A 22,480-nucleotide genomic window follows, 5' to 3' on the forward strand; every position below is an offset into this window, starting at 1 on the left:
AAAGGAACCGACATGGCCAGTGCCCAAATGCAACCGATCCAGACGACGACCGACGTTCTTTCCGTCGAAAGGCTGACGACGTCCTTCCTGGTGGACGGCGTCTGGAAACCGGTCGTGCGCGATGTTTCCTTCACGGTGGCGCCAGCGGAGACGGTGGCGATCGTCGGCGAATCCGGCTCGGGCAAGAGCGTCACCTCTCTCTCGATCATGCGGCTGCTGCAGGCGGACACAAGCCGTGTCGAGGGCCGCGTCATGCTCGGCGGACGCGACCTGCTGGCATTGCCGGAAAATGCCATGCGGCAGGTGCGCGGCAACGAGGTGGCGATGATCTTCCAGGAGCCGATGACATCGCTCAATCCGCTCTTCACCATCGGCGAGCAGATTTCCGAAGCACTGCTCTGCCATTCCGACATGAGCAGGGCCGATGCCAAAGCCGAGACGATAAGGCTGCTGGAAAAGGTCCGCATCCCCTCGGCCGCTTCGCGCTTCGGCGAATATCCGCATCGTTTCTCCGGCGGCATGCGCCAGCGGGTGATGATCGCCATGGCGCTCGCCAGCCGACCGAAGCTATTGATTGCCGACGAGCCGACGACGGCGCTCGACGTGACCATCCAGGGCCAGATCCTCGATCTCATCAAGATGCTGCAGGACGAGGAGGGGACCTCCGTTCTCTTCATCACCCATGATATGGGCGTCGTTGCCGAGATCGCCGACAGGACGGTGGTGATGTATCGCGGCGAACAGGTGGAAAGCGGCGCCACCGCCGATATCTTCCACCGTGGCAAACATCCCTATACCAGGGCGTTACTATCAGCCGTGCCGGTGCTCGGCTCGATGCAGGGCCGGCAAAGGCCTCTGCGCTTCCCGGTGGTGAATACGGCAACGGGTGAATCCGACATTCCCGCCGAGGCCGCCGATACCGTCGCTGCGACGCCGGTCCTGCAGGTGAAGAACCTCACCAAGCGCTTCGACATTCATTCCGGTCTCTTCGGCCGGCTGACCAGCCGCGTGCACGCGGTCGAAAACGTCTCCTTCGATCTTCATGCCGGCGAGACGCTGTCGCTCGTCGGCGAATCCGGTTGCGGCAAATCGACGACCGGCCGCGCCATCATGCGCCTCATCGAACCGCAGGCCGGTTCCGTTCTGGTCGAGGGCAGGGAGGTGCTCGGCCTCGACAGGAAGGATCTGCGCGAGATGCGCAAATCCGTGCAGATGATTTTCCAAGATCCCTTTGCCAGCCTCAATCCGCGCATGACGGTCGGCGCAGCGATTGCCGAACCCTATCTCGAACACAGGATGGGCACTCCAAAACAGGCAAAAGATGTCGTCGCCGACCTGCTGGTGAAGGTCGGCCTGTCGGCGGATATGGCCGCGCGTTATCCGCATGAATTTTCCGGCGGCCAGCGCCAGCGCATCTGCATCGCCCGCGCGCTTGCCTTGCAGCCGAAGGTCATCGTCGCCGATGAAAGCGTCTCGGCGCTCGACGTTTCGATCAAGGCGCAGGTGATCAACCTGATGCTGGATCTGCAGCAGAGCCTCAACCTTGCCTTCCTGTTCATCTCGCACGACATGGCGGTGGTCGAACGCGTCAGCCACCGGGTGGCGGTGATGTATCTCGGCGAGATCGTCGAGATCGGCCCACGGGCCGCGGTTTTCGAAAATCCGCAGCATCCCTATACGAAGAAACTCATTGCGGCAGTGCCCGTGCCCGATCCAGACCGCCGCCACGAAAAGCGGATGGTGGCGAACGACGAGATCAAGAGCCCGATGCGCCCGGTCGACTATCAACCCGCGAACGCCTCCTATCGGGAGGTCGGGCCGGGGCATCTGGTGATGGCCGATCGGTAGACTTGCCATCGCATTTCGGATTTGGCGGGCACTATTCCATCGCCAGGATCATGTTGCGCACGACGGGGTAGATTTCCCCCTCCCAGCGGCGGCCGTTGAAGACGCCGTAATGTCCGACATTGGCCTGAAGATGATGGCGCTTCAGATGCGGGCGCAGCGCCCGACAGAGATCGTGCGCGGCCGAGGTCTGGCCGAGGGCGCAGATATCGTCGCGCCCACCCTCGACGGTCAAAAGCGCGGTGTTGCGGATCTGGCCCGGATCGACCTTGCGGCCATGGTGGGTCAAGTCGCCGGTTGCGAGTTCCGCTTTCTGGAAGACGCGTTCGATGGTCTCGATGTAGAATTCCTCGGTGAGGTCGAGCACGGCGAAATATTCGTCATAGAAATTCTTGATCTTGCCGGCCTCGGCGGTCTCGCCCTTGGCCAGATGGTCGTAAAGCTTGCGATGAGCGTCCTGGTGGCGCTCCATGTTCATCGACATGAAGGCGACGAGCTGGAGGAAGCCGGGATAGACGCGCCGTCCGGCGCCCCGATAGCGCCAGGGAACAGCTGCGATCAACGAATTCTCGAACCAGGCGAGCGACTTCGACACCGCAAGCTCGTTGACCTTCGTCGGGCTTTCGCGCGGGTCGATCGGCCCGGCCATCAGCGTCATGGTGCGCGGGGTGGCGGGATGCCGCTCTTCCGACATCACGGCAACGGCGGCCAGCGCCTGTACGCAGGGTTGGCAGACGGCGAGGATATGAGCACCCGGACCGATCTCCTCCAGGAAGCGGATGATATAGTCCACATAATCGTCCATGCCGAAACGCCCTGCCGACAGCGGCACGTCGCGGGCATTGGCCCAGTCGGTGATATAGACGTCGTGATCGCGCAGCAGGGTCTGCACGGTGCCGCGCAGGAGTGTGGCGAAATGACCGGAGAGCGGCGCGACGACCAGCACCCGCGGTCGCGGCGCGTCTGTTTCCGCCGCAAAGCGCAGCAGCGTGCCGAAGGGCATGTCGAGCACGGTCTCGACGGTGACGGGCGCCATGCGGTTGCCGATCATCGCCGAGGTGATGGCGAAGTCTGGACGTTCGTGGGTGATCTCGAAGCGTGATATCATCTCCAGCGCAGCGGCGAAGTGCCGGCCCATACTGCCGACAGGTTCCCAGAACGCTGTCGCAGAGAAGATCTGCAGGCGCCGTGCCAGATCGCGCAGGGGCGCGATGAGATCATCCTGGAACTGATAGGCCTGATAGAGCATGGCCGAAATCTCCCGCACTGCCGCATCGATGCGGCGGTGCAAAAAATGCTAGTGGAATATGTCCTGCCATGCGAGAAGATTATCGAGGAAGAAGCAACATTGTCCGACAAGGATAGAGCCCCATGTCGCAGGCGGCACTGACGATTTCCTCGAAGAACTACTCCTCATGGTCTCTGCGCGGCTGGCTGCTGTGCCGGATGGCGGGGCTGGACTTCGCCGAAGTCCTTGTGGAGCTGGATGACGAGGCGCGCCAGGAACTGCTTCTGCTTTCACCGTCGGTTCTGGTGCCGAGGCTGACCCATGACGACGTGACGGTCTGGGACACGCTGGCGATCGCGGAATATCTCCACGAAGTGGCGCCCACTGCCGGGCTCTGGCCCGCCGAGCGCGCGGCGCGCGCCCGCTGCCGGTCGGTCTCGGGTGAGATGCATTCGGGTTTCCACAATCTGCGCTCGGCATTGCCGATGAACCTCAAGGCGCGGCATGCAAGCTTCAAGATATTCTCGGGCGCGCGGCCCGATGTCGAGCGCGTCAAGGCGATCTGGACCGAATGCCTCGAGGCAAGCGGCGGGCCCTGGCTGTTCGGGACCGCGCCGACCGTGGCCGATGCGATGTACGCGCCGGTCTGCACCCGCTTTCGCACCTATGCGGTGGAGTTGGAGCCGCGGCTTGCAGCCTATGTCGAGACGGTGCTGTCCTGGCCGCTGATGGGCGAATGGACCGAAGGGGCGTTGGTCGAGCCGGACGAGATCGTCGAGCTGGAAGTCGAGTTCTGACGGAAACGCGGCCGGTCGGCTCCGCATCGATTTTCACGGTCGAATTAAGAGTTGCCTGGAAGGTGAGCCGCGCATAAAGCAGATGCAGTGCCAAATGCCGCGAAGCCTGGACCGATGAACAGAGATTATTATTCCAAACTCGGCGGATTGCCGCCGCAAACCGAACTGCTTTCCAGTAAGGCCGTTTTCACCACCGCCTATGCGGTCATCCCGCGCAGCGTCATGACCGACATCGTCACCAGCGTCCTTCCGCATTGGACGGGGACACGGGCATGGGTTCTCTCCAGGCCGCTCTCCGGTTTTTCCGAGACCTTCTCGCAATATGTGATGGAAGTTCAGCCAGGCGGCGGAAGCGATCGGCCGGAGCCCGACAAGCGGGCCGAAGCGGTTCTGTTCGTCGTCGAAGGCGAGATGGCCGTGGAACTCGGCGGCGTCAGCCATGCGCTCCGGGCCGGTTCGTTCGCCTATCTTCCGGCGGGTTCGGCCTGGCGCCTGGAAAATGGCGGCTCGACGGCGGCAAAATTCCACTGGATTCGAAAGGCCTTTCAGGAGGTCGAGGGGCTGGAGCCACCACCGGCGATCTTCACGCACGAGGACGATCATGCCATCTCGGCGATGCCGGACACCGATGGACGCTGGGGGACGACCCGGTTCATCGATCCGGCCGATGTCCGCTACGACATGCACGTGAATATCGTGACTCTGGAGCCGGGCGCCGTGATCCCCTTCATGGAAACCCATGTCATGGAGCATGGTCTCTATGTGCTGGAGGGCAAGGCGGTTTATCGGCTGAACCAGGATTGGGTCGAGGTCGAGGCCGGCGACTTCATGTGGCTGCGCTCTTTCTGCCCGCAGGCATGTTACGCGGGCGGCCCGGGCCGGTTCCGCTATCTGCTCTATAAGGACGTCAACCGTCACATGACGCTCTGGTAGGATCTATCGCAGAGGGACGATGAAGCTCGAAAGCGAACGTCTGATTTTGAGGCCCTGGCGACAGGATGATCGCAAACCCTTCGCTGCGATCAATGCCGAACCCGACGTCGTCAGATATCTCAATCCTCTGACCGACGAACAGTCGGATGCGATGCTCGACCGCATCGACCTTCACTTCGAGGATCATGGCTGGGGGTTCTGGGCGCTGGAGGAGAAGGCAAGCGGCGCGTTGATCGGCCTCTGCGGCCTCAACAATGTTTCGCCGGCTTTGCCGTTCGCCCCGGCAGTCGAAATCGGTTGGCGGCTTTCAGCGTCTCGCCACGGCGCCGGATATGCGCGCGAGGCCGCGGAACGGTCTCTCGACTTTGCGTTCAACGCGCTGAAGCTTGACCGCATCGTCAGTTTCACAGTGCCCGCAAACAGCAATTCCTGGGGTTTGATGAGACGGCTGGGGATGAGCCGGATCGGTGAGTTCGATCATCCCAATTTGGCCGAAGGGCATCCGTTGCGCCGTCACGTGCTCTACGAACTGCGATCATCAAACGATATGTGACCAACCCACGCGTCGACATCAACCGCGGGGATCGCGCTCATAGTTACGCAACTTATAAGTGTAAAAGTGGCGTAAGATATCTTATGGAACTATGGGCGTCTGCTTGGTCTTGGGTTGATATCGCACGGGTCGGAAAAACCGGGAAATGTGACGGTAGCCTCCAACCCTCTGCTTAGTCAGTTGATGAATAGAAATGCCGCATGACAGACCATCACGCAACGATGGGCTGGTCCGAATTGATTGGAAATGCGCCGACAAAAATTGCGTGAAAGTACGTGCCACAAAAGCCGATTAGATCGCCTTGTGCCTACGCCAGCCCAGGGCCCAAATCACTCGCTACGCCAATGATCACAACAGCGGGCTGAATTCCCTAGTTGTCCTAGTTCTTTTCGCGCTGCTCGGTCATCCTGACCTTGAGCTTTTTGTGATCGCGTCGGTGGCCGATAATGATCCTTATTGGGTGCGGCTCGCAGTCTGCGCCCAACCTCGCTCCTAACGGAACTTGCCATCAAGCTGAGTTTCTTTGGGCAACGGGCTTCGAGTACGCGGTATCATTGCGCTTTAGTTCGGCTTGGGATTTCAAATCAATTACGCGTGGTTCCAAGCTTCCAGCGGAGGTATCGATCCGGTTGTCGTGGCGGCGATTAGACTTGGTCTGGTTTTGTGTTTCCTTCCTCGGCTGCTCAAAAGTTCGCGGAATCGGCGTAGCCGCCACTAGGCGACCCCTCTGCCGTGGACGTGTTCGATAGCGGAGGAAGATGGAACACGCTACGCAAACGCCGTCGAGCCAGGCCTACCAGATCACCTTGGAAAGTTCGGAGAGGACATCGTTGCCATAGCTCTCGTCTTTGATGCTGAACTCAGCCTCGCCAGACACGAGATTGAAGTTAAAATAGACTTCAGCCTGATCTTGTCCGAGGAAAATCTTGGTAGTGTACCAGTCTCCAGGACCGCCGCCGAAACCGCCTCCCGAGGAGCGGATGGTCGGTGGTCCGAGAAATGCTATATCGAACGCTAGCGTGTCCTGTTTGGCGTCTGAAAGGCGAAGATCGCTCGCTTCCAGGGCTTTGCCCAGTTCGGAAAGGAAATGCGTGGGGCGCGGCCCGCCTGTGACATGGCGGAACATGCCATGCGACTCGCTCTTTAGTTCGATGGCGAATTTCGTTTCGTCGTCGCCCTCACCATACGACGCCATCAGAGCGAGGTCATCGGCGTTCGACTTAACGGGCAGCGGTGTGATCTTGAAGGCAAGCGACCCCGGAGACCGGCCGTCGGTAACCTGATCCTGTGCGTATACGCCGCCCGACAACGCAGCGCCTGCAACGACTATCAGGGCGGAGCGTCGGCTGATCATGTCATTCTCCTGAGAAAGAAACTGCGGCCGCTGACATAGCACATCCTCCTTGGCTCCGTCGCGGACCGCATGGAGGTTCATTCGGGGCCTGCCCTGCGGGTAACTGGCGGTTCACCATCTCACTAAAGTATGTGTGAAGCGATGCGCCTGTCTAGTTGATTTCAAAGGGATTTCAGGCTGAGGTGAACGCTTCCACTCTAAGGCGTCAGTATGCCGCGCTACGAAATACAAGCACTTGAGAACGGGATGTGGTCGGTCATGGATCGCCAGACCGGCAAGCCAATCGCCGGCCGTGAGGGGGCAAGCGAACGGACGAGGCTGGAAGCCCAAGCCCTGGCTGATTTCCGCAACGGCATGTTGATTCCTCCCGCAAAGGAGCGGATTTCCTCCAGGCTCGAGAAGATACGTCGCGCCTGGGAACTGCTCTCTGGGAAGCGCCAGCCACGGTAACCCGTCCGCGTAGTCCCCGATCCGACCCTCTCAGCAATGTTCCGACGCCGTTTCAACAAGATGACTGGCGACCGGTCGGGAGGAGCGTTAACCGACCCGGAGAATGGTAAATGCGAAAGATTTTAGAAGCGTTTCGGGTCGAAGGCCGCAATGGCACTATGGTCGCCGTCGAAGGATCGACCGATGTCCCTATCGGCAGTAGGCTTATTGCGAGATTACATGTTCCTGGCAAAGAAATACGTGAAGTCGCAGCTCACAAGGACCGGCTTCGTCCCAGCCCATTGAAGGAGTCGTCAACCGAGGGCTTCCTATTAGTTGGATTGGATAACTCCGAGATCAAAGACGGCACGATGGTTGAGATAAGCAGCCACACCGACTAGCCATTGAATCGTAATCCGGAACGCACCGCCATACGAGCGAGCGCGTGCCTCTTGAGAAAATCCCTAGATATTTACTGGTGCCCGTATTCCGTTTTGAAGCAGGCGGGCCAGGTTCCATAAAGGGAAAGCGATGAAATATGCACCGTCGGTAGTTTCTTTCGTCATGGGTGCCGTGATTGCGGCTTTTGGCGCCGATGAAGCAGCCATCGCGGCTCCAGAACGAATAGGCTGTTATGGCGACAACTGGGGTCCCACCCTCGAGATGCTTGAGCCAACGCCCACCGGTCCATTGACGTTCAAGACCCTGCGCTGTCTGCCGATCCCAGAGGGTTGGCCGAGGATCATTCCACCCTCCGTTTCGCCGAACGCCCACTTTGTGGCCGCCTTCGGTTTCTCGAAGGGTTTTTGGCTCGGTGATGTGACGCGAGGCGGGCGCGCCAATACCACTACCGAAAGACTTCCAGGAGACCTCCTTTCAAGGACGGTCCCTTTCGCCTGGCTTGATGACTCGTCCGCGGTCATCGGGGTTAAACATGAGATCACGGTGCTCAGCGGCTCCGCGCGCGGCACCTTGCGACCGTATCTGTTCGCGCTGGACGGTTCGCAGATAAAATTGTCCGAACTCGTTCATCCAAACGGTCCACTTGATGAGATTTACTGGATTGGCGGTTCGGGGCTGGCGCTTGCCGGGTTCGGAACCAAGGGAATTTTCGGGGAGCCGAAACTCGGAGATCGTAAGCCGACGCTAGCCTTGGTTGATGCACGCACCGGAACGATCCTGCAGTCGGTCGAAAAGGACAGCATTCCGGAACCGTCCGATCAAAAAATCATTCAAGCCGTCACATCACGGCTCGACGCATTCGGCAAAGCGCATGTATTGATCGCCTGGGCACCTGACAAATGGCTGCTCTGGGTCCAGGGGCAATCACCGCGCGTCGTTCCGAGCGCACCGACTACTTGGTTGACGCCGTTCGCACTTTCAAGCGATGCCTCGAGCGTTTTGATCATGGCCAATCTTAGCGCAACGGGTTCAATATGCGAATTTGGAGCCTCCTGCCCCCCACCGACACCGCAATCCGGAACAATTGCCGAGTTGAGGGACGTTGCAACCGGCCAGGTGAAATGGACACTCTCGGGTACCGCATTAAATTTCTCGCAAAGCGTAGCTCCGGCAGTCAGCCCGAATGGTCGCTACGGTTTGATTTCACTGCCGGACGGGGAAAGCAGTGCGATCGCACTGATCTCGATGGACACGGGCAAAGTCATTCAGAAGTTTCAACAGCCAGGTTGGGGTCCGATAGGGCTGTCATTCTCGCCGGACAGCAAGTTCGCTGTCGTCGCCGCAGGCACGACGATGGCCGCTTTCGCAATAGATAAATGAACGGGGACGAGAGTATCTCAACCGGGAAAATCTCGCCGGCAGAAGTCTCGTGGGATCGATTGGCTTACCCGTAGTTTCTGGCGTCGAGGTCAGGAGACTGCTTCGCCGGATGTGCGCCAACACGAATGAGGTTCGCACGGCCAGTCTTCGTAGATACTTCTTACGCTTGCGTGTCAGTTCGCGATCTCTGCGCAGAACCCGAAATGATCTTCGCGCCAACCTACCTGGCTATGACCGGATTGTGAAACTGATGCAGAGGGTTGCCATCGGGAATCTCCCGATCGGGCCTGTCGCCCTTTCAAATCAACCAGTTTTCGACCTGCAAAGCGCGGATACGCATGAACTCGCCCATGTTCGCCGTCACCAGAACTGCTCCGAGGGCAGAGGCGTGGGCAGCGATGAATAAGTCATTTGGACCGATAGGCTTGCCAGCACCCTCCAGTTCAGCCCGGATGCCACCGTATTTAGCATCGGCGGGCAGATCCAGCGCAAGCACCGGTATGCTGCCAAGGATGGCTTCGATCTGTGCTAGAAGTTTCGGTGATCCCTTCTTGGCGCACCCGTAGCGCAACTCCGACGCCGTGATAATGCTGACGCAAATTGCATCGGGCCCAACCTCGGCGATGCGTCGGGTGATTGTGCCCATCGGGTTTCGAGCAAGCTCCGAGACGATATTGGTGTCCAGCATATAAAGCCTGCTCACAGGTCGATTTCCTCCACAGGAAGCAGGGTATCGTCGACATCGGGAAACTGATCTTCAGGACCAAGCGGCTCCAAACCAGCCAGAACTTCCAGGAGGTTCTTCCGGTGCACAGGCTCTATAATGAGCCGATCGCCGTCGCGGTGGATCATCACTCTGTCACCGGGTAGCTCAAAGTCAGCCGGGATTCGTACAGCCTGACTCTTGTTGTTTCTGAAAAGCTTGGCCTCCCGCTGGGGAATAGGCTCTTGACGTCGGGAATTGACCACGTCGGACTCCTATGTATATACACATGCATATACATGGCATCGGTGAAGAGTTCAAGTAGGATCGGGGTCTTGTGACCTCCGCTGCTTTTGAAAAGGCTTGGCGCAGTTCGTGGTGGAGATTAGAAATCATCGAGTGAAATGGGATAACATCTCACAGAATCTATCTGAGGCCCGGAAGGTGTTGTGCTAACCACGTAACCCGATCTTTGCCGGAGTTTTATTGGTCAGGCCGTTCGTCCAAGGGTGGAAAGTGCATCCTGCAGTCTGAGCGCCGCCAGTGCCTCGGTTGCCTCATCCGAAGACCATCCCGCTTCCAGCGCCGCAGACAGGACCAGCGATTCCGTTTGAAGCTCAAGCTTCTCATAAAGCGGCTCGATGGCTTCGCGCGCTGTTACCACGTGCTGGTCTGGTGGGGTGATGGGTGTGGCGGCAACCGTAGGCATGAAATGCTCCTCCTATTGAACGCTAAGGTTCGAAACCCGTTCGGGGCATCCTTGTTCCATTCATATCGCCTTTTCGGTCTTCGAGCGGCGATGCGAAAGATGACGACGCCACATATGGCGAAATTTCCTCCATCGCAGGAACGCGCGAATGATGATTGCCGGCGGGATCTTCTTGTGGTCGCCGACAGTCCCCTGCTTGGTGATAGATGCGTTCGGGTCGAGCAGAAACGCGACCAACGTGCTTGCACTCTGCGCCTCTACTTCGAGCTTGTCATCAGATAAATGCAGCCCCTGCTCGCCTTCGGCGAAGGTCTGCTGATCGACGACAATGGATCCGCCAAAGACATAGAAATAGAGGTCTCGGCCTTGTTTCTGCGGGAATTCCACCCGTACGCCCGCGTCCAGCCGCATGTCGAAGACGTCGATCGCGCTGCGGACATAGAAGGGGGCGCCCTCTCCTTCCGGCCCGACCAGGTGACGCCAGGCGTTTGCCGCGGCAGCTGGCATCGGCCCGTGCTGGATCTTCGGCTCCAGATCGACCGCATAAGGGCGAACGAGGATCTGCAGCATTCGCAGAGGCGGGTCGGATGCCAGCGTCTCTTCGGAATGCCAAAAGCTTGCTCCGGCATTCATCACCATCAGATGGTCACGGTCGATCACCAGCCGGCCAGCGGCTTTGTCGTCGTGACGCATTACGCCTTCGGGCACCCAGGAAATAATCTCGTCGTTGCTGTGCTCGTGCATGGCGATCAGGCGGCCAGGATCGAGGATCGATTCAACAACCATGGCGAGAGGGCCTTGGCCGTGATCGGTCGGCTTGGGCTTCAACCACCCTGGCATGTTGATGTGCGCGACGAAGCCTCCCCTATCCCGCACCACGAATGTTCGTTCGCCCTTGAGCAGCATCGCATCCTCCATGCTTGCAAGCAGTGACGACACCGGGCCATTACCGCGCCGTGCGTCGTCAGCAAGAGTCACGGTCGGCGCGCTCGTCCAGGCGTTACAAATCGATCACGATGTCGCCCTCAGGTTTTGAGCAGCAAATCAGCACATTGCCCTCCGCTGGAGCATCGACAGGCTCCGGCCGGTAGCCCACACTGCCCTCCACAAGTCCGGTCTCGCAAGTGTGACAGACGCCGGTTCGGCACGACCATCGCACAGGTACGTCGCAGGCCTCGGCCAGTTCGAGCAAGCTCTGGAATGTCGGTTCCCAGCGCACATTAAGACCGGTGCGGGCAAATGACACCAGCGGCCCCGAGCCTGGAAGCCCTGCCGGCAAATGTGGCGGCCGGCGAGATGAAGCAGCTATGCCGGGGGTCATCGCAGGACCGGCTCCGAACATCTCGGTGTGGATGCGATCCGGCGCGATGCCCAAGGCTGCAAGGCCGACGGTCAGATCGCTCATGAAGGTCGACGGTCCGCAGACATAGACGTCACAATCGCGCGGCAGGTTGAGCGACTTGAGCGCTTGCGCATCCAGATGGCCGCGAGCGTCGAAATCTATATCGGGCCGATCCTTGGGATCGGGAGAGCTGTAGCAAATATGGTTGTGATGGTGAGCCAGCGCCTTCAGCAGCCCGCGCGCCTCCTCGGCAAACGGATGTTCGCGGCCATTGCGGGTTCCATATAACCACCAGACCTCCCGCGTCGATGCTTCGGCCGCCAAAACATGAAGCATCGCCAGCACCGGCGTCACTCCGATCCCGGCACTCATCAGAACAACCGGCGTATCGCCTGGCCGCAATGTGAAACTGCCGCGGGCGGCACTTGCCTGCACGATGTCGCCAACCTGCAGCTCGTCGTCGATGTAGCCGCTGGCAGCGCCATGGGCCTCCCGCTTGATGCTGACGCGGTAGCGGGTGGCGCTGGGCTCGCCCGACAGCGAATAGCTGCGCATCAGCGCTGGCGCAGAAGCCGGCCCGAGCCGCAGCACTACGAACTGCCCGGGGAGTGCGGCGGCAACAGGTTGGCCATCCGCCGGTTCGAGCACGAGGGAAACCACGCTGCCGCTTTCGCGCACCTTGCGCGACACACGCAGCGGGCGGAACCCGCGCCATGCCGGAGGGGGGCCGGACGCGGCGGTCAGCCCGGCATTTCCTGTCGGCGCGCCCTGCTTTCGCTCCTGCTTGAGCAGCGCCTGGAAAGAACGACGCCAGCCCGGGCTCAGCGCCGGGATGCGCAGCGCGCGCTCCAACTGATCGCGGGGGTGGCCCGGCATATAAAGGAGCGCGTTGATCTCGAAAACGCTCATGCCTTCAGGCCCGGACGCCACTTTCGTGATCTCGTCGCCGGCCTGCACTTCCCCTTCCTCCAGTACACGGAAATAGAAACCGGGTCGACCGTGTCTGACCACCAGCGCGGCCATCTCCGGCTCGTCCATGCGTATGCCGAGCCGGTAGCAGGTAACGCGCGGTTGCGTCACTTCGAACAAAGCGCCGCCGATCCGGTAACGGTCTCCAATGCATATCTCTGCGTCGGGCAGGCCATCGACGGTGAAATTCTCGCCGAACTGCCCGTAGACGAAGTCGTCTCGGCGCAATTGCTCCTGCCAGTACCGATAGGAATCGATTTGATAGACAAAGACTGCGCGGCGTTCGCCGCCGTGGCCAGCCAGGTCGCCTTGTCCATCGCCGTCCACGTTCAGGCGCCGCACCATACGCGGGCCGTCGACCGGCGTCTTCCAAATGGCCGTGTTGACGATCTTGCCTCGCCAGGTGATGTCGCGCGGCAGGCCCACATTGACCGAAAGCAAGTGTACCATGACATTTCTCCCGAATGATGCTCACCGCAATTTCGAGATCGACGGAGGACGGTTACAGCGTCAATCTCAGCTCGAGATAGTGTTCGGTCAACGTCGTCAAGGTGAAGGCTCTGTTGAGGCCGCTCGGATTTGGCAACAGCCAGACGGCGGCGCCGGCAAATGTCTCGGGTTGCCGACCCCATTCAACATCGGCGCGAAGACTGATCGCCGCGTATGCCGCCTTTCCGAGAAAGGCCAGATTGGCCGGCGCAAACTTTCGTATCTTGTTTTCCAGGACAGGCGCGGCGCTGAGATAATCCTGCCTCTTGAGCTCGCTTGCGCTTTTCGTCGGACGTGAAACCGCCGATGTCAGACCACAGCCATATTGCAGCAGCTCGCGCTCTTCATCCGCCTGCAGCAGACGCGGTGTAAATCCAGCCAGATGCAACACGCGCCAAAAACGGTTGCTCGGGTTCGAGAAATTATGCCCGTCGCGAACGGCGGACAAAGCCGGATTCAATCCGCAGAAAACCACGGAAAGGTCAGGTGCGAGGATTTCCGACAATCCGGTGCTCGGCCTCGTGGAGGCGTCTGGACTGTCGAGGTCCGCGGACATGGCATCATCTTGCATTATGGGACATCGCTCGAATTACGCCTGTCAAACAATGAGGGGCCGGTCTGACAGACACACGGTGCTAATCATCTTGCTGAAAATGTCGATGAATGGCCTTAGTGGCAATTTGAAAAATATCGGGCGCAATCGATTCTTTGACAGGATCCGTAATGACCACCGAAGCAGCGCGTAATTCGCATCCCATCTACTTCATCGGAGCTTTTGCCACGGGTGGGCTCCTGACTTTCATGGTGCACCTCAATGGGGAATTGGCCCGTTATGGGAATCCCCTGTTCTCATCTTGGACCGCACACGGCACGGGCATCATCGCAGCCGTCATTCTTCTCCTGGTGGTCCACCGCCGGCGCAGGCCGAGGGTAGAAAAAGACCCCAACGCGCCTTGGTGGGCTTACTTCGGTGGGATATCCGGTGCGGCAACGGTCATTCTGACCTCGACTGCGGTCAACTCACCGCTCGGGCTCTCCGGCACCTTGGCTTTGGGTTTGGCAGGCCAGGTCGCCTTCAGCGTCGCGGCCGACAGCTGGGGACTGTTCGGTCTGCCAAAGCGGCATCCAGATAGAAGAGACATCGCCGCGCTCGGCTTGGTCGTCATGGGCGCTGCGCTCATCATCCTGTTTGGGCGAGGTGCGGCGTGACGGTGTTCATTCTCCTGGCTTGCCTGGGCGGTGTGCTCGTTGGCCTCAGTCGTCAGCTCAATGGGCGGTTGAGCATATCCACCACGCCGTTGATCGCATCCTTCTGGAATCATGCCATAGGTTTTGCTTCCCTCACCTGCCTTGGTCTCTTTGTCGGAGGTCTGCTTCCTGCGGGCGCTGCCGAGGCGCCTTGGTATGCCTATCTGGGTGGCTCGATCGGCGTTGTTTTCGTGGCGGCGGGCAGTTGGGTCATTGCTCGTATAGGTGCGGTTAATTCGGCTCTGCTGATCATCGGTGGCCAGATGGTAACAGGGGTGGCGTTTGATTATCTCAGCGCGGTCCCAGGGTCGTTTTGGGCGAACGCGACTGGAATTGTTCTCATCATCGGCGGAATGATGGTCAGTCGGGGACGCCGCAAAGCCAGCGGTTCGCAATAGCCAAGCAGATGGCTTTCGACGCCATGGCTGACCAGCAATTTCATCGACCGATCGCAAGCCAAGGGATAGATAGACGCGGGGGATGCCTCCCCGCCCCGCAGCATCTTTTTACGCGCGGCGTTCTCAGGGCAGGAACTACCGGCTGTGAACCGTTGCGGGCATCACATTGTCGGGGATCGGGCATACATAGGCTTTACCGCTGGTCTTTTCTCGCCACTCGGCCGTCGCGGCTGCCAGGAGGCCGGATGACGACATCAATCCCAGACCCGTTGTTGCAAGCGTCTTGGCCGCATGCGCCATGGCTTTGTGCGCGGCCGGGCTTTTTCCCTGCGCGACGACCTGCCAGGTATGGGGATTGGTGCCGATCGCCCAGGCTGGCGCCCAGCATTGCGCGGTCGGCGTCACCCAGCTGACGTCGCCGACATCGGTCGATCCGGCCCGGAAATGCGATAGTCCCTCGAAATCGCGCAGTCCGGTGTGCAAGGGCGTCGAGCCATCGACCTTGGCATTGGAGAACACATCGCCCTTCATCTGATAGAGGCGGATGCTGCTCCTGATCGCTTCCTCAGTGAAGGTATCCTGGATTTCCCTGGCGAAGGCGATGTCAGCCTCGTCGAAGGCTATCGGCCCGAGCGCGACCATGTTCTCGTGCATTGCGGTTTCAAGCGTAATGTTGGGAAGAAGGTTCGTCGAGGCGGTGTCGAACACGATCTCGACTTCGGTTTCGGTCATCATCGCGGCACCTCGTGCAACTTTCTCGACGCGCCCGGCAAGCTCAAGCGCCTGCGGCATGTCAGGCGCCCTGATCAGATAGAGAACCTCGGCGCTGGCCTGTACGACATTGGCGGCCCTGCCGCCGGTGTCGGTGATTGCGTAATGAACGCGACAATCCTGCGGCATGTGTTCGCGCAGGAAATTGACGCCGACATTCATGAGTTCGACCGCATCGAGCGCCGAACGGCCGAGATGGGCGCTGTTGGCCGCATGTGCCGCGACACCCCTGAAGCGATAGTAATATTCGAGAACGGCGAGATTGTTCGTTGAACGAACACCGTTGAACGGAGCCGGATGCCAGGTCAGGGCGGCATCGACGTCATCAAATGCGCCGGCACGAACCATGAAGGTCTTGCCGGAACCGCCCTCCTCTCCTGGGCAGCCGTAATAGCGCACCGTCCCGGGCAGGTTGTTCTCCTTGAGGTGGCGGGCAAGCGCAACCGCCGCCATCAGCGACCCGACGCCAAGCAGATTGTGTCCGCAGCCGTGACCGGTCGCCCCCGCCGCTTGGGGACGAGGCTCGGCCACGTCGGCGGTCTGGCTCATTCCGGCCAGGGCATCGAATTCGCCGAGGAAGGCAATCACCGGCTTGCCGCTGCCGGATTCGCCGATGAAGGCCGTTTCCATGTCTGCGACGCCGTGGCGCACGGCAAAGCCGTTTTCCTCGAGTGTCCTTGCCAGCAATTGCGACGAGCGCCGCTCCTCGAACTTCAACTCCGCGAAATCCCAGATACTGTCGCTGAGAGCGACATAATCCGGCTTCATCTTTTCGATCGTCGCGGCAATTGAGCTGATCGCGTCAAGATTCATGGCATTTCCTCGCTGTCTGTCCTGCCGCCACAGGGACGTGTTGCACCGGATCCGGCAGGACTGCCTGCCGGATCTCCTATTAACTGTCGAAGTGGGATGGCGGCGCCCGATCCACCGGGCGCGGCAATTCGGGCTCAATTGTCGAGCGAAACTTCCCAAAGACGGGCATTCGATTGCCAGACGGGCTGACCCTTCAGCTTCTTGGTCGCGCCCCAGACATCGACCATGTCGTAGAGGAAGATGCCCGGCATTTCCTTGAGCATCAGCGTGTGAAACTCGTCGAAGATCGCCTGACGCTTCGTCTGGTCGGACTCCGCATAGGCGGCCTTCATCAACTCGACGGCTTTCGGGTCATCCCACATCAAAGAAGCGTTCTTGTCCTTGTTGCCGACATAGAAGCCGTACATCAGCGCCGGATCGAGCCGCGGCGCGACCGATTGCGAGATGATCTGGTAGTTGCCGGAGCGGCGACGATCGACCTGCGTCGCATAGTCGAGCACCTCGATCTGCACATTGAGACCTGCCTGCTGCATCATGGCCTGCGCCATCACCGCGGCCGGGAAGCTTGGCACGTTGCTGCGCTTGTTGGCGATGATGGTGATCGGCTCGCCCTTGTAGCCGGCCGTCGCAAGCTCCTTCTTCGCGGCCTCTAGGTCGTAGGGCAGACGCGTCTTCTGGACATCGTCGAAATAGAGCGAGTCTTCCGAAACCATGGAGCCGTTGGCTGCGCCGGTGCCATTGGAGGCGGCCTCGACGAGCTGGTCGAGATCGAGTGCCATCGCCATGGCGCGGCGCACGCCGGGATTGCTCAGAACCTTGTCGCGCGTCTGAATGTAGAAGAGGTTTTTGCCGTTGTTGCGAGCCACGATCAGTTGCATCGTGTCGCTCGTCTTGAATTCGGGAATGAGATCCGGCGAAATCTCCGCGGTATCGAGTACGCCGGACTGAAGGCCGGCCTTTACGGTCGAAGCATCGGGAATGACCATGAACTTGATGCCATCGACGAGAGGGCGTTTGGAGCCGACCATGCCGTCGGGCTTGCCGTCGTTCTGGGGCGACACATAATCGTCGAACTTGGCAAGGTGGATATACTCGCCCTTCTTCCATTCATCCCATCTGAAGGGACCGGTGCCGATCGGCTTGATGAAGCTTCCGTCCGCACCGACCGATTCCGGGGAAATCATCCCGGTGTAACCGCATTCGGGGCGCGACATCAGGCCAAGGAAAACTGCGGATGGCTTTTCCAGCGTGATGGTGACTGTGGAAGCATCGACTGCCTTGACCCCCGTAACATGCACGCTGCCGCTGCCGTCGAAATCAGGAAGGCAGGTCCATTTCGTTTCGGGCTTGAGATAGCGGTTCCAGTTCCACACGACGTCATCGGCGGTCAATTTCTTGCCGTTGTGAAATTTGACGTCATCACGCAGTTTGAAGCTGTAGGTCAGCCCATCCGCCGAGACTTCGAAGCTCTTTGCCAGCAGCGGCTTGACCTCGCCGTTATTGGCATAGCCGACGAGCCCTTCGACGATGTGCAGGATGACGCCATCGGTATTGCCGTCGCGATTGACGCCTGGATTGGCGCTGCGCAGATCGGAACTTTGAGCCACGACGATGTCGCGGGCGTCGACCACGCCGGTCATCGCCATCAACATGGTCCCTGCAAGAAGAAGCTTATGCATTGTTCTACCCTCTTTTATGGATTGTTAGGATCGGAGTTCATCCCAGCAGGCGCGTGAAAGCCTGCCGATGGTTTCAAGCGCGACCGTGTAGCCAGGGGTGCCGTCCGGCATTTCCTGCGGCACGTCGTCGGTATAGGCGGCGATGATGTAGAAGGGGGACCCGTCGCGATAGACGATACCGGCATTCATGCGGCCGCGCTTTCCAGTGCCGCCCTTGTGGGCGACGAGCACGCCGAATGGCAACCGGGAGGGAATGGCATAACGCAGTATCTGGTTCTTCAGGGTTTGAAGCGCGTAAGCGCACAGCGCCTGCGAGCAGCCGAGCCGGTCCGCGGCTTCCCGCGAATCCTGAGCATCCAGGATGGTCTGCAGCAGATAGACCTGATCCCGCGCCGTCGTCGTGGTGACGGCTTTCAAAGAATGATCGGGCGACAGTGCCAAGGGAGGGATGAGGAAGCGATGGTTGGTGCCTGACATGCCGATCGACTTGCAATAACCGTCGACCTCTTCGAGCGTCAGCCTTTCGAAGACCATCTTGGTGCAGACATTGTCGCTCAGCACCATCATACCGGTGATGGCATCGCGCAGCGATATGACGATACCGGGCGTCAGATAGCGGAACATCCCGCTCGCCACTTCCTCGGCGAAACGCTTTTCGTAGGTAATCCGTTCGTCCAGATCCAGGCGGCCTTCATGCGCGGCCTTCAGGGCTGCCATCATGATCGAAGTCTTTCGGGTGCTGGCGGAGGGGGTTTCCTCGTCCGCGCCTCTGCCGATCGTTTCACCGCTGCCGAGCGCACGCACCATGAAGCGTGTCACGAACGGCTGGGCATCGCAGATCGCGTTCAATCGCTCCGCGAGCTTTCCGGATTCAATCATCGTCGTCATGTCAGTTCTCCAGGCGCCATTTGAGGATCACGCCGCCCTGAGCATTGTGGTCCAGAGCGGGGATGGCCGAGAGAAGCCGTTGCGTATAGGCCTCCTTCGGGCTGTCGAAAACCGTATCGCGGTCGCCCTCCTCGATGATCCGGCCGTCCTGCATGACCACGACGCGATCGGCCACCTGTTCGACCACGCCGAGATCGTGGCTGATGAACAGGCAGGAAAAGCCGTAGCGTTTTTGCAGATCGGACAGGAGTTCGAGGACCTGCGCCCGGACCGTCACGTCGAGGGCCGATACCGGCTCGTCGGCGATCAGAAATTTCGGCCGGCGCGCAATGGCGCGGGCAATCGCCACGCGCTGCCGCTGGCCGCCCGAAAGCTCATGCGGGTAGCGCTCGGCATAGTCGGCCCCAAGCCCGACTTCCTCGAGCGTCTCCAGGGCGCGCTTGCGCTTTGCCGCAGCGTCGAGATCGGGAACGAGCCGCAGCGCTTCTCCCACAAGCGCGACGATGGTCATGCGCGGATCGAGCGAGGAATAAGGATCCTGAAAAACCATCTGGCAATTCAGCCGATAGTCCATCCAGTCGTCGTCGCGGCTGCGTCCCTTGAACCGGATATCGCCTTCGCTCTCCCGGACCAGTCCGGCAATGGTGCGGCCGAGCGTGGTTTTGCCGGAACCCGAACCGCCGACCAGGGCCACGACTTCGCCCTCGTGGATATCGATGCTGACGCCATGCAGCGCCCGTTTCGGCGTTGCCTTCTTCATCAGCGACCGCCGGCCTGCATAGTCGACGACGATATCCCGCGCCGAGACCATCGGCGCCTTGGTCTTGTCGATCGTCCGCGTCTCTCCGCGAAACGGCAGGGAGGAAAGCAGTTTCTTGGTATAGGCACGCTGCGGTGCGTCGAGCAGATCGGCGGTGCGTCCTTCTTCGACGATCACGCCCTTTTCCATGACGACAATGCGGTTCGTGTAACGGGCAACCATCGGCAGATCGTGACTGATCAGCAGCACGGCGGTGCCTTCCGCCTGTGTCAGCTCCACCATCAATTCCATGACGTCGCGCTGGATCACGGCATCGAGCGCCGTCGTCGGCTCGTCGGCGATCAAGAGCGCCGGTTTCAGCAGCATGACCGATGCCAGCATGATGCGCTGGCGCATGCCGCCCGAGAATTCATGCGGATAGGAAGTGAGCGCTCCGGCGGGATCGCGGATCCCGACCCGGTTCAGCATGTCGAGGATCCGGCTGCGCCGCTCTTCCCGCGAAAGTTTCGTATGCAGCTGCAACCCTTCTTCGAGTTGGCGGCCGACGGTCATCGAGGGATTGAGCGAGGTCATCGGCTCCTGGAAGACGACACCGATTTCCGCACCACGCAATTGGCGCAATTGCGCGCCGTTCATGGAAAGCACGTCGCGTCCCTTGTAGGCAACGGAGCCGCCGATCACCTTGATGGGCGCCGGCAGCAGCGAGATCAGGGCGCGTGTTGCCAACGTCTTGCCCGATCCGCTTTCTCCGACGATGCCGAAGATCTCGCCTGGGGCGATGTCGAAGCTGACGTCCTTGACGACCTGCACACCGGTCCCAGTGACCTGAAGCGACAGGTTGCGGACATTCAAAAGCGTTTTATTGGTCATTTCAGCCCCCTCATCCGCGGATCAAGCTTGTCTCGAAGAGCGTCGCCCAGAAGATTGATGCCGAGGAGCGTCAGGGCGATCGCCAGGCCCGGGAACAGACCCAGCCAGACAGCCTGTTCGATGAATGGTCGGCCGGCAGCCAGCATGTTGCCCCAGGTCGGCGCCGGTGGTGGAACGCCGAGACCGAGAAAGCTGAGCGCGCTTTCCGAAAGGATCGCCCAGCCGAACATCGAGGTCGCAAGCACGGTGATCGGGGCGATGCAATTGGGGAGGATATGGCGGAACATGGTGTGGAGCTCGCCATTGCCCATCACCTTGGAGGCCTCGACGAACTCCCGCTCGCGCAGTGACAGGACTGCACCCCGGACAACGCGGGCCATCGAGGGAGAATAGGCAATGCCCAGCGCGAAGATGATGCCATATTGATTGGCGCCGAAGACGGCGAGCAATCCAAGCGCCAGAAGAATGCCCGGAAAGGCGAGAAGCGCATTGTTGACGGCCATGATGACGGCATCGACCCAACCGCGAGCGTAACCGCTGACGAGACCGATCAGCGTGCCGCAGACTGTTGCGAATGTGACCGTCAAGGTGCCGATCCAGACGCTCGCCCGGGCGCCGACGATCAGGCGGCTGAGCACGTCTCGGCCGAATTCGTCGGTTCCGAGCCAGTGGGCGCTGCTTGGCGCCGCCAGCCGTGCCGTGAAGCCAAGCTTCATCGGATCATAGGGGGTCCAGAAAAGGCCGATCGCAGCCGAGATCAGCAATGCGGCAATCAGAATGCTGCCGATGAAGCCGTTGAAGGTGACGTTTTTCATTCGGCGACGACCCGCGGATCGAACAAGGGATAGAGCAGATCGACGACCAAATTGACCAGCACATAGGAAAGCGAGACGAACAGCAGGCAACCCTGGATAACGGGGTAATCGCGGGCAAAAATACTGTCGACCATCAGTCGCCCGAGCCCCGGAATGGTGAAGACCGTCTCGATGACGGCAATGCCGCCGAGCAGATTGCCGAGGATCAGACCGATGACTGTCCAGGTTGGGCCGAAGGCATTCTTGAAGGCGTGCCGCCAAAGGACGGCGCTTTCTGAAAGCCCCTTTGCCCGGGCGTGGGTGATATAGTCGAGCCGCAGCACTTCCAGCGTCGAGGCGCGTGCCATGCGGATCAACACACCCATCTCGTGAATGACCAGGGTCATGATCGGCAGCACGAGGTAGAGCAGGCCGCCGGTGACGTTGCTGCCGATCGAGACATAACCGAGGACCGGTAGCCAGCTGAGTTTCAAGCCGAAGAAAAGCAGAAGCAGGAGGCCGAGCCAGAATGTCGGTATCGACAGCAGGATCGTGGCCGTGCCGACCAGCGCCAGGTCTGTCAGACTGTTCTGCCGCCAGGCGGCGATGACGCCGGCCGGCACGGCGATGAGGCTCGCCAGAAGGACGGCGACGACGACGACTTCGGCGCTGACCAGAAAACGCGATGCGACGAGCGGCAGAACGGGCTCGTCATTGACGATGGAGCGGCCGAAATCACCCTGCACGACATTGGCGGTCCAGATCAGGAACTGTTGCGGCAGCGATTTGTCGAGGCCGAGCTCCGAGCGCATCGCCGCGATCTGGGCCGGCTCAGCCATATCACCCAGCATCAGTGCCGCCGGATCGCCGGGTATGAAGCGGATCAGCGTGAAGACGGTCACCGAAACGAGGACGATCGTCGGCAATGCCATCAACAGGCGGTTCAGAACGAATTTCAGCATTTTTGTTCCCCGCGATTGGCGACGGACAGTGCCCGGCGCCACCGGTTTCGTTGCCGCAGACTATGATCGAATGAGGAAATATCCGCAATATTATGCGATTCTGTCATAAGTCTATGCGGAATACGACCGCAACCAGAACGGCTGCCTTGGCGCAGGAGCTCAAG

At 60.1% G+C, this 22,480-nt stretch carries 23 protein-coding genes; 9 read left to right on the forward strand and 14 right to left on the reverse strand.

Annotation, left to right across the window (positions count from 1 at the left end):
• The first annotated feature begins 12 nt into the window (after positions 1 to 12).
• Positions 13 to 1,848: an ABC transporter ATP-binding protein gene (locus tag ACD590_RS31915; RefSeq protein ID WP_247265690.1), complete on the forward strand. Its 1,836-nt coding sequence runs from the start codon at positions 13 to 15 to the stop codon at positions 1,846 to 1,848.
• A gap of 31 nt (positions 1,849 to 1,879) precedes the next feature.
• Here the strand turns inward: ACD590_RS31915 and ACD590_RS31920 are convergent, their stop codons facing one another.
• Entirely contained in the window at positions 1,880 to 3,094 is a 1,215-nt protein-coding gene (locus tag ACD590_RS31920; protein ID WP_018448597.1) for a polyhydroxyalkanoate depolymerase, read from the reverse strand.
• Positions 3,095 to 3,216: 122 nt separating this feature from the next.
• Between ACD590_RS31920 and ACD590_RS31925 the strand changes: the two genes are divergently transcribed.
• From ACD590_RS31925 to ACD590_RS31935, 3 genes are all read left to right on the forward strand, one after another.
• The gene (locus ACD590_RS31925) at positions 3,217 to 3,870 is read left to right on the forward strand and encodes a glutathione S-transferase (RefSeq protein WP_018246594.1); all 654 of its coding nucleotides are present in this window, start codon (positions 3,217 to 3,219) and stop codon (positions 3,868 to 3,870) included.
• A gap of 114 nt (positions 3,871 to 3,984) precedes the next feature.
• Positions 3,985 to 4,803, forward strand: coding sequence for a bifunctional allantoicase/(S)-ureidoglycine aminohydrolase (locus tag ACD590_RS31930; RefSeq protein ID WP_439004159.1), 819 nt, complete (start codon positions 3,985 to 3,987; stop codon positions 4,801 to 4,803).
• Between the two features lie 19 nt (positions 4,804 to 4,822).
• On the forward strand, positions 4,823 to 5,356 hold the full coding sequence (locus ACD590_RS31935) for a GNAT family N-acetyltransferase (protein ID WP_193444116.1): 534 nt from the start codon (positions 4,823 to 4,825) through the stop codon (positions 5,354 to 5,356).
• 793 nt (positions 5,357 to 6,149) lie between these two features.
• On the opposite strand, the gene ACD590_RS31940 is transcribed toward ACD590_RS31935, so the two are convergent.
• Positions 6,150 to 6,710 carry a hypothetical protein gene (locus tag ACD590_RS31940; protein ID WP_113543242.1) on the reverse strand — a complete coding sequence of 187 codons (561 nt, stop codon included), beginning with the start codon at positions 6,708 to 6,710 and terminating at the stop codon, positions 6,150 to 6,152.
• Positions 6,711 to 6,920: 210 nt separating this feature from the next.
• Here ACD590_RS31940 and ACD590_RS31945 point away from each other — a divergent pair, with 210 nt between their 5' ends.
• The 3 genes from ACD590_RS31945 (at position 6,921) to ACD590_RS31955 (ending at position 8,921) form a co-directional block, all read left to right on the forward strand.
• Positions 6,921 to 7,160, forward strand: coding sequence for a hypothetical protein (locus ACD590_RS31945; RefSeq protein ID WP_131605528.1), 240 nt, complete (start codon positions 6,921 to 6,923; stop codon positions 7,158 to 7,160).
• 110 nt (positions 7,161 to 7,270) lie between these two features.
• A complete protein-coding gene (locus tag ACD590_RS31950; RefSeq protein WP_245509959.1) occupies positions 7,271 to 7,540 on the forward strand; it encodes a hypothetical protein in 270 nt (89 codons plus the stop codon).
• A 130-nt stretch (positions 7,541 to 7,670) separates the two neighbouring features.
• Positions 7,671 to 8,921, forward strand: a complete 1,251-nt coding sequence (locus ACD590_RS31955; RefSeq protein ID WP_439004160.1) for a hypothetical protein — start codon at positions 7,671 to 7,673, stop codon at positions 8,919 to 8,921.
• A gap of 298 nt (positions 8,922 to 9,219) precedes the next feature.
• Here the strand turns inward: ACD590_RS31955 and ACD590_RS31960 are convergent, their stop codons facing one another.
• From ACD590_RS31960 to mug, 6 genes are all read right to left on the reverse strand, one after another.
• The gene (locus ACD590_RS31960) at positions 9,220 to 9,624 is read right to left on the reverse strand and encodes a type II toxin-antitoxin system VapC family toxin (protein ID WP_113543240.1); all 405 of its coding nucleotides are present in this window, start codon (positions 9,622 to 9,624) and stop codon (positions 9,220 to 9,222) included.
• Positions 9,621 to 9,890 (reverse strand): antitoxin, encoded by a 270-nt coding sequence (locus ACD590_RS31965; RefSeq protein WP_018246605.1) that lies wholly within the window; start codon positions 9,888 to 9,890, stop codon positions 9,621 to 9,623. The genes ACD590_RS31960 and ACD590_RS31965 overlap by 4 nt, the downstream gene beginning before the upstream one ends.
• 224 nt (positions 9,891 to 10,114) lie before the next feature.
• Entirely contained in the window at positions 10,115 to 10,333 is a 219-nt protein-coding gene (locus ACD590_RS31970) for a hypothetical protein (protein WP_003547964.1), read from the reverse strand.
• A gap of 60 nt (positions 10,334 to 10,393) precedes the next feature.
• Positions 10,394 to 11,239, reverse strand: coding sequence for a pirin family protein (locus ACD590_RS31975; RefSeq protein WP_439004241.1), 846 nt, complete (start codon positions 11,237 to 11,239; stop codon positions 10,394 to 10,396).
• A 94-nt stretch (positions 11,240 to 11,333) separates the two neighbouring features.
• Positions 11,334 to 13,094, reverse strand: a complete 1,761-nt coding sequence (locus tag ACD590_RS31980; protein ID WP_439004161.1) for an MOSC domain-containing protein — start codon at positions 13,092 to 13,094, stop codon at positions 11,334 to 11,336.
• A gap of 52 nt (positions 13,095 to 13,146) precedes the next feature.
• Positions 13,147 to 13,689 carry a G/U mismatch-specific DNA glycosylase gene (gene mug / locus ACD590_RS31985; RefSeq protein ID WP_439004162.1) on the reverse strand — a complete coding sequence of 181 codons (543 nt, stop codon included), beginning with the start codon at positions 13,687 to 13,689 and terminating at the stop codon, positions 13,147 to 13,149.
• A gap of 167 nt (positions 13,690 to 13,856) precedes the next feature.
• Between mug and ACD590_RS31990 the strand changes: the two genes are divergently transcribed.
• Positions 13,857 to 14,342 (forward strand): DMT family transporter, encoded by a 486-nt coding sequence (locus ACD590_RS31990; protein WP_439004163.1) that lies wholly within the window; start codon positions 13,857 to 13,859, stop codon positions 14,340 to 14,342.
• Positions 14,339 to 14,779 carry a DMT family transporter gene (locus ACD590_RS31995; RefSeq protein WP_439004164.1) on the forward strand — a complete coding sequence of 147 codons (441 nt, stop codon included), beginning with the start codon at positions 14,339 to 14,341 and terminating at the stop codon, positions 14,777 to 14,779. The genes ACD590_RS31990 and ACD590_RS31995 overlap by 4 nt, the downstream gene beginning before the upstream one ends.
• A gap of 135 nt (positions 14,780 to 14,914) precedes the next feature.
• Here ACD590_RS31995 and ACD590_RS32000 read toward each other — a convergent pair whose 3' ends face one another.
• The 6 genes from ACD590_RS32000 to ACD590_RS32025 all read right to left on the reverse strand — a co-directional run bounded on the left by ACD590_RS32000 (position 14,915) and on the right by ACD590_RS32025 (position 22,316).
• Complete coding sequence (locus ACD590_RS32000; RefSeq protein WP_439004165.1) at positions 14,915 to 16,363, reverse strand: M20 family metallopeptidase; 1,449 nt, start codon at positions 16,361 to 16,363, stop codon at positions 14,915 to 14,917.
• A 134-nt stretch (positions 16,364 to 16,497) separates the two neighbouring features.
• Positions 16,498 to 18,042 carry an ABC transporter substrate-binding protein gene (locus ACD590_RS32005; protein WP_439004166.1) on the reverse strand — a complete coding sequence of 515 codons (1,545 nt, stop codon included), beginning with the start codon at positions 18,040 to 18,042 and terminating at the stop codon, positions 16,498 to 16,500.
• Positions 18,043 to 18,066: 24 nt separating this feature from the next.
• Positions 18,067 to 18,930: a serine hydrolase gene (locus ACD590_RS32010; RefSeq protein WP_113543225.1), complete on the reverse strand. Its 864-nt coding sequence runs from the start codon at positions 18,928 to 18,930 to the stop codon at positions 18,067 to 18,069.
• A gap of 1 nt (position 18,931) precedes the next feature.
• Complete coding sequence (locus tag ACD590_RS32015) at positions 18,932 to 20,560, reverse strand: ABC transporter ATP-binding protein (RefSeq protein ID WP_439004167.1); 1,629 nt, start codon at positions 20,558 to 20,560, stop codon at positions 18,932 to 18,934.
• The gene (locus ACD590_RS32020; protein ID WP_334546506.1) at positions 20,557 to 21,375 is read right to left on the reverse strand and encodes an ABC transporter permease; all 819 of its coding nucleotides are present in this window, start codon (positions 21,373 to 21,375) and stop codon (positions 20,557 to 20,559) included. Before ACD590_RS32020 ends, ACD590_RS32015 begins: the two co-directional genes overlap by 4 nt.
• Positions 21,372 to 22,316: an ABC transporter permease gene (locus ACD590_RS32025; protein WP_164026875.1), complete on the reverse strand. Its 945-nt coding sequence runs from the start codon at positions 22,314 to 22,316 to the stop codon at positions 21,372 to 21,374. Before ACD590_RS32025 ends, ACD590_RS32020 begins: the two co-directional genes overlap by 4 nt.
• Positions 22,317 to 22,480: the final 164 nt, after the last annotated feature.

The organism is Rhizobium sp. 862_C5_N1_2 (genome assembly GCF_051811205.1).
GTDB classification, from domain to species: Bacteria; Pseudomonadota; Alphaproteobacteria; order Rhizobiales; family Rhizobiaceae; genus Rhizobium; species Rhizobium leguminosarum.

Coding starts and splice junctions, on each gene's coding strand:
- ACD590_RS31915 (WP_247265690.1), top strand. CDS start 13: ATGGCCAGTGCCCAAATGCAACCGATCCAGACGACGACCGACGTTCTT.
- ACD590_RS31945 (WP_131605528.1), top strand. CDS start 6,921: ATGCCGCGCTACGAAATACAAGCACTTGAGAACGGGATGTGGTCGGTC.
- ACD590_RS31975 (WP_439004241.1), bottom strand. CDS start 11,239: ATGCTGCTCAAGGGCGAACGAACATTCGTGGTGCGGGATAGGGGAGGC.
- ACD590_RS31920 (WP_018448597.1), bottom strand. CDS start 3,094: ATGCTCTATCAGGCCTATCAGTTCCAGGATGATCTCATCGCGCCCCTG.
- ACD590_RS31970 (WP_003547964.1), bottom strand. CDS start 10,333: ATGCCTACGGTTGCCGCCACACCCATCACCCCACCAGACCAGCACGTG.
- ACD590_RS32010 (WP_113543225.1), bottom strand. CDS start 18,930: ATGACGACGATGATTGAATCCGGAAAGCTCGCGGAGCGATTGAACGCG.
- ACD590_RS31990 (WP_439004163.1), top strand. CDS start 13,857: ATGACCACCGAAGCAGCGCGTAATTCGCATCCCATCTACTTCATCGGA.
- ACD590_RS31940 (WP_113543242.1), bottom strand. CDS start 6,710: ATGATCAGCCGACGCTCCGCCCTGATAGTCGTTGCAGGCGCTGCGTTG.
- mug (WP_439004162.1), bottom strand. CDS start 13,689: ATGTCCGCGGACCTCGACAGTCCAGACGCCTCCACGAGGCCGAGCACC.
- ACD590_RS31935 (WP_193444116.1), top strand. CDS start 4,823: ATGAAGCTCGAAAGCGAACGTCTGATTTTGAGGCCCTGGCGACAGGAT.
- ACD590_RS31925 (WP_018246594.1), top strand. CDS start 3,217: ATGTCGCAGGCGGCACTGACGATTTCCTCGAAGAACTACTCCTCATGG.
- ACD590_RS32025 (WP_164026875.1), bottom strand. CDS start 22,316: ATGCTGAAATTCGTTCTGAACCGCCTGTTGATGGCATTGCCGACGATC.
- ACD590_RS31955 (WP_439004160.1), top strand. CDS start 7,671: ATGAAATATGCACCGTCGGTAGTTTCTTTCGTCATGGGTGCCGTGATT.
- ACD590_RS31980 (WP_439004161.1), bottom strand. CDS start 13,094: ATGGTACACTTGCTTTCGGTCAATGTGGGCCTGCCGCGCGACATCACC.
- ACD590_RS32015 (WP_439004167.1), bottom strand. CDS start 20,560: ATGACCAATAAAACGCTTTTGAATGTCCGCAACCTGTCGCTTCAGGTC.
- ACD590_RS32005 (WP_439004166.1), bottom strand. CDS start 18,042: ATGCATAAGCTTCTTCTTGCAGGGACCATGTTGATGGCGATGACCGGC.
- ACD590_RS31950 (WP_245509959.1), top strand. CDS start 7,271: ATGCGAAAGATTTTAGAAGCGTTTCGGGTCGAAGGCCGCAATGGCACT.
- ACD590_RS31930 (WP_439004159.1), top strand. CDS start 3,985: ATGAACAGAGATTATTATTCCAAACTCGGCGGATTGCCGCCGCAAACC.
- ACD590_RS32020 (WP_334546506.1), bottom strand. CDS start 21,375: ATGAAAAACGTCACCTTCAACGGCTTCATCGGCAGCATTCTGATTGCC.
- ACD590_RS32000 (WP_439004165.1), bottom strand. CDS start 16,363: ATGAATCTTGACGCGATCAGCTCAATTGCCGCGACGATCGAAAAGATG.